Annotated in this window: 6 protein-coding genes; 2 read left to right on the forward strand and 4 right to left on the reverse strand. The window is 70.2% G+C overall.

Annotated features, from left to right (window positions below; all coding sequences use genetic code 11):
• From KDH83_RS29250 to KDH83_RS29265, 4 genes are all read right to left on the reverse strand, one after another.
• On the reverse strand, positions 1-410 hold a 410-nt coding region (locus KDH83_RS29250; protein WP_212322257.1), incomplete at its 3' end, for a pyridoxal-phosphate dependent enzyme.
• 75 nt (positions 411-485) lie between these two features.
• The gene (locus KDH83_RS29255) at positions 486-1,493 is read right to left on the reverse strand and encodes an aldo/keto reductase (RefSeq protein ID WP_212322258.1); all 1,008 of its coding nucleotides are present in this window, start codon (positions 1,491-1,493) and stop codon (positions 486-488) included.
• Between the two features lie 109 nt (positions 1,494-1,602).
• Positions 1,603-2,526, reverse strand: a complete 924-nt coding sequence (locus KDH83_RS29260) for a LysR substrate-binding domain-containing protein (RefSeq protein WP_212322259.1) — start codon at positions 2,524-2,526, stop codon at positions 1,603-1,605.
• Positions 2,527-2,548: 22 nt separating this feature from the next.
• Entirely contained in the window at positions 2,549-3,544 is a 996-nt protein-coding gene (locus KDH83_RS29265) for a LysR substrate-binding domain-containing protein (RefSeq protein WP_212322260.1), read from the reverse strand.
• Positions 3,545-3,672: 128 nt separating this feature from the next.
• Between KDH83_RS29265 and KDH83_RS29270 the strand changes: the two genes are divergently transcribed.
• Both KDH83_RS29270 and KDH83_RS29275 read left to right on the forward strand, forming a co-directional pair.
• Complete coding sequence (locus KDH83_RS29270) at positions 3,673-4,299, forward strand: glutathione S-transferase family protein (protein ID WP_212322261.1); 627 nt, start codon at positions 3,673-3,675, stop codon at positions 4,297-4,299.
• Between the two features lie 119 nt (positions 4,300-4,418).
• Positions 4,419-5,204, forward strand: a 786-nt coding sequence (locus tag KDH83_RS29275) for an LLM class flavin-dependent oxidoreductase (RefSeq protein WP_249205435.1), incomplete at its 3' end; no start/stop codon positions are given.

Genomic DNA, 5,204 nt, shown 5'->3' on the forward strand with positions numbered 1-5,204 from the left:
GCGGCCATGTCCGCCGCCGCCTGCACGTCGGCGCCCGTGACCTGGCCGGGCGCGCCATCGACCTGCGGCACCAGGATCACCTCGGCGCCCAGCCCTTCCAGCATGCGGGCGCGCGCCGGGCTGTTGCCGGCGGACATCGTGACCAGCAAGGGATGCCCCAGCGCCGCGCAGGCCACGGCCAGTCCCGCGCCCATGTTGCCGCTGGTCATCTCGACCACCGGCATGCCCGGCTTGAGGCGGCCATCCGCGCGCGCCGCCAGCAGGATGGCCTTGGCGGCGCGGTCCTTGACGCTGCCGCCGGGCTGCAGGAACTCGGCCTTGGCGACCAACCGGCCAGGGCCGGCGTGGATCCGGTCCAACGAGATCAGGGGTGTGTTTCCTATCAAATCCAGCGCGGAGGTCGCGAGCATGTCCGTTCCAAGTGCATGGCAGGCGCGGCGGGCCTGCTTCCAGGACGGAGATTGTAGGAAACGCCGGCGCCGGCGTCAGTCTCGCGGCGCAGCGCCGTCCGCCGCCGCTTCGATCCGCGCCACCGCCGCCGCGTCCAGCCTGGGCAGCAGATCCAGCGCGCCCAGGTTCTCGCGCAGCTGCGCCACGCCGGACGCGCCCAGCAGCACCGTGCTCACGTCCGGATTGCGCAGCGCCCACGCAATCGCCAGCTGCGCGCGCGTGGCCCCCAACTCATCGGCCACGTCGCGCAAGCGGCGCGCGGCGGCCTGCATCGCCTCCTGGCGGTCGGCGTAGACGAAGTCCCTGAGCCAGCCGAAACCCTCCGCCGCCAGCCGCGAATCCGCCGGCACGCCCTCGTCATACCGGCCGGCCAGCACACCCGAGGCCAGCGGCGACCAGGTCGTCAGCCCCAGCCCCCGCCGCTCGACCAGCGGACGGTACTCGCGCTCGACCCGCTCGCGGTGGAACAGGCTGTACTGCGGCTGCTCCAGCTGCGGCGGCACCAGGTTGTGGCGTTCGGCGAAGGCGCACAGCGTCTCGATGTCGGCCGCCGGCCATTCCGAGGTGCCCCAGTACAGGATCTTGCCCTGCTGCACCAGCGTGTGCATGGTCCAGGCGATTTCCGGGATCGACATGTCCGGATCCGGGCGATGGCACAGGTACAGGTCCAGATAATCCAGTCCGAAGCGCCGCAGCGCCTGCTCGCAGGCCTCGACCAGGTGCTTGCGGCTCAGGCCCTGCTGCGTCGGGCGCGGCCCGCCTCCCGGTGCATGATTGTCGGCGGTGCCGTACAGCGCCTTGCTCGACACGCAATAGCCGTCGCGCGGCCAGCCCAGCGCCTTGATGGCGCGGCCCAGCATGCGCTCGGCCTCGCCGCCGAGATAGACCTCGGCGCTGTCGAAGAAATTGATGCCGTGGTCATAGGCGCAAGCCAGGCAGTCGCGCGCGGCGCGGTCGTCCAGCGTGGTGCCGAACGTGATCCAGCTGCCATAGGACAGCGCGGACAGTTTGAGGGCCGACTGGCCCAGGCGGCGGTATTGCATGACGGTCTTCCTGATAGCACGTGGAAAACGTCATGGTGCGGCGCTCGCGGCCATCCGTAAAATATCGAATTCATGCGCCTGCGAGACGCGCCGGATATCGCCGTGACCGCTAAGCGGCGTCGGCCTGGCCCACGGGCCGCGTCGCCTCGCGCAGCGCGGCGATCAGCGAATCCCGTATCGGCGATGCGTCACAAGCCCGCCAGGCCATCAGCAGATCCAGTCGCCGCAGCGCATCCGGCGCTTCCACCGCGATCGGCCGGAACACCACATCGCCGCGCGACTCCCGCGCCAGCGAGGCCGGCAGCAGGGCCGCGCCGAAACCCCCGGCCACCAGCGCCACCACCGTCTCCAGCCGCCTCGCTTCCTGCGCCACGCGCGGCGCGAAGCCCGCCGCCAGGCACAGCGACACCAACTGGTCATGGAAACCCGGGCCGAGCGTGCGCGCCGATGCCACGAACGCATCTTCCCTGAGCGCGGCCAGTTCCACTACGCCGCAATCAGCCAGACGGTGCGAGGCCGGCAAGGCGATCAGCACCGGCTCGCTCAGCAAGGTCTCGAAATGCAGACTCGGCGCGCTGGCGCCCGGATGGCGCATGAGGCCGATGTCGGCGCGCCCCAGTTCCAGCGCCTCGACCTGCTCGCGCGTGGTCGCCTCGCGCAGCGTGAACGACACGGCGGGATGCGTCGCGCGAAAGCGCCGCAACCCGCGCAGCAGCGATTCATAGGGAGAAATATTGACGAAGGTCGCCGTCAGGTGGCCTTCCATGCCCTGCGCCACGCGCCGCGCCTGCGCCACCCCTTCGTCCAGCGCCGCCAGCATGCGTCGCGCCGTCTCCAGGAATGCCGCGCCCGCCGGCGTCAGCGCCACGCTGCGGTTGGTGCGCGCCAGCAAGGACGCGCCCACCTGCGCCTCCAGCCGCTGGATCGCCTGGCTCAACGGCGGCTGCGCCATGTGCAGGCGCTGGGCCGCGCGGTTGAAATGCAGCTCTTCCGCCACCGCGATGAATTGCTGCAGCAAGCGCGTCTCGATCATGCCTGGCTCCCGCTCATGTGAATCAGCTCCTGCGCTTCGCGGCGCCGCTGGCCGCCGAAGTCCGCTTGCCGCGCGCCGGCGCGGCGGCAAGCGCTACGCCCGGCGCCTTGTCCGCGCCTTCCCGCGCCGCATCGTCCAGCACCGCCTCTTGCGCCACCCACTCCACGAAGGCCCGCACCTCCGGCCGTTCCAGCGCATCGGGCAGCGTCACCGCGTAATACGCAAAGCGCGCCGGCCAGGGCTTGTGCAGCACCTGCACCAGCCTGCCGGCCTCGATCTCGGCGCGCGCATGCTCCTGCGGCACCAGCGCCAGCCCCTGCCCCGCCTCGGCGGCGCGGATCAGCAGGAAGTCATCATCGAAGGACGAACCCTGCCGCGCGCGCGCATCGACCGCCACGTCATGCGCCGCCAGCCACAGCGGCCAGTCAGCGCGGTCGGCATCATGCAGCAGGGGATGGTCCAGGCAATCGGCGGGCGACTTCAAGCCCTTGCGTCGCCCCAGCAGCGCCGGACTCGCCACCGGCACCAGCACCGGCGCCATCAGCCACACCGCGTGCAGGCCGGGATAGCGCCCGAGTCCGTGGCGCAGCGCCACGTCCACGCGGTCGCGGCGCAGATCCACCACCGACGACGAAGCCTCGACCCGCAGCTCGATGCGCGGATGTTGCGCGCGAAAACGCGCCAGCCGGGGCACCAGCCACGACGCCGCGAACGACGCCATCGTGCTCACCGTCACGGTCTGCCGCGACGGCGCCCGCGCCAGCATGTCCACCGCCGCCTCGATCTGCGAGAACGCCTGCCGCAGCAGCGGATGCGCCGCCGCGCCGTCCGCCGTCAGCCGCAATCCCAGGCGCTCGCGCGTGAACAGCGCCACGCCCAGCCGGTCCTCCAGCAAGCGCACCTGCTGGCTGACCGCGCCCGGCGTCACATGCAGGGCCTCGGCGGCCGCCTTGATGCTGCCACGCCGGCCCACCTCGACGAAGGCGCGCAACGCCGCCAGCGGAATCGAAGAGCTCATGAATATAGTTTTCCTAAATCCAGCGCGCAGAAATCATCGTTTCCCAATGCCGCTGTCACTGACGATGATAGCTCCTTACAAGCTCAAGACAAGTCATGGCATCGCCGACGGCAATATAGGAAACCTTCATGCTAACGCTCTACACCGACAGCTCGCCCAACGGCTTCAAGGCCACCATCGCCCTGGAAGAACTCGGCCTGCCCTACACCCTGAAGCACATCCACATCAACCAGGGCGAACACCGCCAGCCCGACTTCCTGCGCCTGAACCCGCATGGCCGCATCCCCGTCCTCACCGACGACGAGACCGGCATCACCTTGTTCGAATCCGCCGCCATCCTGCTCTACCTGGCCGAGAAAACCGGCCGCCTGCTGCCCGCCGACCCGCGCGCCCGCTGGCAAGCCACGCAATGGCTCATCTTCCACGCCGCCAGCGTCGGCCCGCTGATCGGCCAACGCGTCCACTTCGAAATCTTCGCCACCCACAAAGACCCCATCGCCATCGAACGCTACCGCCGCCTCACGCGCGAAGCCTACGCCACGCTGGACCAGCACCTGGCCAGCGGCCAGCCCCATTTCGCCGGCGACGAATACAGCATCGCCGACATCGCCCACTTCGGCTGGACCCACATCGCCCGCCTCATCGGCTTCGACTTCGACGCCTACCCGCACCTGAGCGACTGGCACGAACGCATCGCCCTCAGACCCGCCGTGCAGCGCGGCATCATGCTCCCGGAGCCTGCCACCGGGGCATGACTAGGCCCCCCCCCCGAAGCGCTGACGCGCCTCCCCCTCAAGGGGGCATGCCTGCGGACCGGCAAAGCCGGCTCCGCGGCATCCGGCTGGCGGATGCACTGATCATCATCATCATGAATATGAACGCGACTACTACCAACTCTATCGACATGCCGTCCGGCGCCTCCTGGCCCGCGCACGCCCGTCATCCCGGCTACCGCCGCATGTTCGCGCCCGACGCGCTGACGCTGGGCATTTTCCTGCCGCTGCGCTTCTATGAAGGCGACATGCGCGTGCTGGCTGGCCAGTCCCGCCTGGTCAGCGACATCGACGCCCGCGGCTTCGCCGCCGCCTGGGTCCGAGACATCCCGCTGTACGACCCGCGCTTCGGCGACGCCGGCCAGCTCTTCGACCCCTTTACCTACCTGGCCTACCTCGCCGCCAGGACGCAGCGCATTTCCCTGGTAACCGGCAGCGCCATCTTCTCGCTGCGCCACCCGATCGACCTCGCCAAATCCGCCGCCACCATCGACCAACTCTCCGGCGGCCGCCTCGTCATGGGCATCGCCTCCGGCGACCGTCCCATCGAATTCCCCGCCTACGGCCTGCAACACGACCAGCGCGCCGAGCGCTTCGCCCAGGCGGTCGCCGACTTCCGCCGCCTGCTCCAACCCGGCCGCCGCGCCCTGTCCTCGCCGCTCGGCCACATCACCGACGCCGAACTCCTGCCCAAGCCCGCCGCCGGCCCCATCCCCCTGCTCGTCACCGGCGCCAGCGGCCAATCCCCGGACTGGATCGCCGAACACGCCGACGGCTGGCTCACCTATCCCGGCTCGTCCGTCGTCCCCGCAGGCCCCAAAGCCCTGGGCCAGAAAATCCAGGCCTGGCGCGACCGCATCTCCGACGGCGGCTTCCGCCCTCACGCC

Source organism: Achromobacter sp. Marseille-Q0513, assembly GCF_018195695.1.
Lineage (GTDB): Bacteria > Pseudomonadota > Gammaproteobacteria > Burkholderiales > Burkholderiaceae_B > Achromobacter.

Coding starts and splice junctions, on each gene's coding strand:
- KDH83_RS29265 (WP_212322260.1), bottom strand. CDS start 3,544: ATGAGCTCTTCGATTCCGCTGGCGGCGTTGCGCGCCTTCGTCGAGGTG.
- KDH83_RS29255 (WP_212322258.1), bottom strand. CDS start 1,493: ATGCAATACCGCCGCCTGGGCCAGTCGGCCCTCAAACTGTCCGCGCTG.
- KDH83_RS29260 (WP_212322259.1), bottom strand. CDS start 2,526: ATGATCGAGACGCGCTTGCTGCAGCAATTCATCGCGGTGGCGGAAGAG.
- KDH83_RS29270 (WP_212322261.1), top strand. CDS start 3,673: ATGCTAACGCTCTACACCGACAGCTCGCCCAACGGCTTCAAGGCCACC.